Annotated in this window: 3 protein-coding genes; 1 reads left to right on the forward strand and 2 read right to left on the reverse strand. The window is 65.3% G+C overall.

Annotated features, from left to right (window positions below; all coding sequences use genetic code 11):
• The first annotated feature begins 35 nt into the window (after nt 1-35).
• Nucleotides 36-1,340 (forward strand): pyridoxal phosphate-dependent aminotransferase, encoded by a 1,305-nt coding sequence (locus N416_RS0120035; RefSeq protein WP_024443878.1) that lies wholly within the window; start codon nt 36-38, stop codon nt 1,338-1,340.
• A 55-nt stretch (nt 1,341-1,395) separates the two neighbouring features.
• Here the strand turns inward: N416_RS0120035 and N416_RS21960 are convergent, their stop codons facing one another.
• Entirely contained in the window at nt 1,396-1,845 is a 450-nt protein-coding gene (locus tag N416_RS21960; RefSeq protein WP_036458750.1) for a DUF1707 domain-containing protein, read from the reverse strand.
• 8 nt (nt 1,846-1,853) lie between these two features.
• On the reverse strand, nt 1,854-3,041 hold a 1,188-nt coding region (locus N416_RS0120045; RefSeq protein WP_024443879.1), incomplete at its 5' end, for a carotenoid oxygenase family protein.

The raw sequence follows: 3,041 nt of genomic DNA on the forward strand, positions 1-3,041 counted from the left end.
ATACGGCCCCAACTTGTTTCTCGAGCAAATTTTGATTGGACAGCTATGGGACCATTGTCAACGTGACCGCTCATTCGTTGCCGCACCAGACGCCGTGGCCTGCCACCAGCAGTCAGCCACGGCAGCGGACGTTCGCCCAGTCGACCAAACTGCAGGATGTGCTCTACGAGATCCGCGGTCCGATCCACGCCCAGGCCGCTCGGATGGAGGCCGAGGGGCACCGCATCCTCAAGCTCAACATCGGCAACCCGGCACCGTTCGGGTTCGACGCGCCCGACGTGATCATGCGGGACATGATCCAGGCGCTGCCCTATGCGCAGGGTTACTCGGACTCCCAGGGCATTCTGCCGGCCCGGCGCGCGGTGGTGACCCGTTACGAGCTGGTTGAGGGATTCCCCCGCTTCGACGTCGACGATGTCTACCTCGGCAACGGGGTCTCCGAGCTGATTTCGCTGGTGCTGCAGGCACTGTTGGACAACGGCGACCAGGTGCTGATCCCCGCCCCGGATTACCCGTTGTGGACGGCGTCGACCTCGCTGGCCGGCGGCACACCGGTGCACTACCTGTGCGACGAGACCCAGGGTTGGCAGCCCGACATCGCCGACATTGAATCGAAGATCACTGAACGCACCAAGGCGTTGGTCGTGATCAACCCCAACAACCCGACCGGGGCGGTCTACAGTCGCGAGGTCCTCAGCCAGATCGCCGAGTTGGCCCGCAAGCACCAACTGTTGCTGCTGGCCGACGAGATCTACGACAAGATCCTCTATGACGACGCCGAGCACACCAGCTTGGCCACGCTGGCACCGGATCTGTTGTGTTTGACCTTCAATGGGCTGTCGAAGGCCTACCGGGTGGCCGGTTACCGCTCCGGCTGGCTGGCGATCACCGGCCCCAAGGAGCACGCGACCAGCTTCCTGGAGGGCATCAACCTGCTGGCCAACATGCGGTTGTGCCCGAATGTGCCCGCCCAGCATGCCATTCAGGTCGCGTTGGGCGGCCACCAGAGCATCGATGATCTGGTGCTGCCGGGTGGGCGACTGCTCGAACAGCGGGACGTCGCCTGGAGCAAGCTCAACGAGATCCCGGGTGTTACCTGTGTGAAGCCCCGCGGTGCGCTCTATGCGTTCCCGCGGCTGGACCCCGAGGTCTATCCGATCGACAGCGACGAGCAGTTGGTGCTGGACCTGTTGCTACAGGAGAAGATCCTGGTCACCCAGGGCACCGGTTTCAACTGGCCGGCACCGGACCACCTGCGCATCGTGACCCTGCCGTGGGCCCGCGACCTGTCCAGCGCGATCGAGCGCCTGGGCAACTTCCTGGTCAGCTACCGGCCGTAGTCTCTGCTCCGCTCGAGGCTGTAGTTAGCGCGGGAAAGTTCGAGTACCGAACACGCTAACTACAGGATGGGCGACTTCGCGCATGCGCGCCCACCGGAATCGCGTGGGAGACGATGCCGATGCCCCATCCGAGGATCGGCCAGACGGGCCAGAAGTACCACGCGCCGGCGAACACCGCGCTCAGCAACCAGATGCCGATCATCAACACCGACACCGCCAGGTAAGCGCCCAGGTGAATCCGCACGCCTCGTCGGGCTACGGCGCCGCGCTGCGCGCGACGGCGCGGGTCTCGGCTGATGATCTGCGCGACAGGCAGATCGGTGAGCAGTTCCCTGAGCGCTCCGGCGGTCTGCGCCTCGAACGCCCGGGCCAGTCGTGTCTCGTATTCCTCCATCGACAGGTAGCCCTGGGTGAATGCCTGACCGAGATGCTCGGCAGTACGCCCGCGCTCCGCGTCACCTACTCGGACCGCGGAATCCGGTGCCGTAACGAATCTTGTCGTCATGTCGCCCCCTATTGCCCGGTAGGCACCCAGTTGCCATGGAAGCCGGCGGGAACACGGTGCGGAAGGTGAACGCTCGCGATGTCCTGCAGCGTGGCCGCATCCAGGATCGCGAGTTCGGTGGTGTCGGTGGCGCCGTCATAGACGAAGCCCATCAGAACGCCGTCGTCTTCGGCCGCATCCGCCGTTCTCGGATGAAAGACGAACTCGCCCAACTGCTTTCCATCACCAAATGAACGCGTCGCCGCCGATCCTCCGACCAGATCATGCTTGAGCAGCGTTGCCGCGGGGACCACGCCGTCGCCGATGCCGACCGCGTAGCCGAACCGGTGCCGCTTGCCGACCAGTCGTTCATCAACCCGGGGAAACTCCTGACCACGGTCATCCACCCGGGATTCGCGCACCTTGCCGTCAGCCAGGTCGACGGTCCACCGCTCCAGCGTCGGCAGCCCCTCGGCGGGACCACGCAACTCGGTGTCGAACATCTTCGGATGCCGAACCACGTCGAGCACGACGGTGTCGCCCTCGTCGTAGGCATTCATCGGGTGGAACACGTAGCAGGGCTCTACCTCGAACCACCGAACATCCGCATTACCCCCCTCCCGCGGCATTATCCCCACCCGCGCAGGGTATTTCGGGTTCCACCGATACGGCATCGTGCGCACGCTGTTCTTGGGCATCGGCAACCGGGCCATGATCGGGTCCGGGATGCGTACCCGCCCGATCAGGGCCGACATGATCAGCCGCACCGGTAGCCGCAGTCCAGGCGGCGCCGCGCCCGCGGCCACCTGGCGGGTGTCGAACGTGACGGGCAGGTCATAGAAGACGACGTGGTTCTCGGTCAGCGAGAAGTCGTGCATCATCGGGGAGCCGGTGACCTCGATATCCACGGTGCGCCGCGCCCGACCGTCGGTGCCGATCACCGAGTATTGGACGCTGCTTCCGCGGTTGAATGCATACGAAACGGCATGCAGCTCACCGGTGTTGGGGTCACGTTTGGGATGCGCGGTGTACCCGCCGGACAGGGTGCCGTCGAAATCGCAGGTGCCGACGGTGTCCAGCTCGTCGGTCAGCTCGTAGCAGGAGATGCCGCCCTCGATCAGCGCGAGGGTTCGCCCGGCGTGGCCGATCACGTTGGTGTTGGCGCCGATCCCGGACGGTCCGCCGTGCCGGCCGGGCCGCGGCGGCTCGCCGAGCGA

It is taken from the genome of Mycobacterium sp. UM_WGJ (assembly GCF_000455125.1).
Taxonomy (GTDB): domain Bacteria; phylum Actinomycetota; class Actinomycetes; order Mycobacteriales; family Mycobacteriaceae; genus Mycobacterium.

Bases quoted from the DNA above. Each gene is read 5' to 3' on its own strand.
- N416_RS21960 (WP_036458750.1), bottom strand. From the start codon at position 1,845: ATGACGACAAGATTCGTTACGGCACCGGATTCCGCGGTCCGAGTAGGT.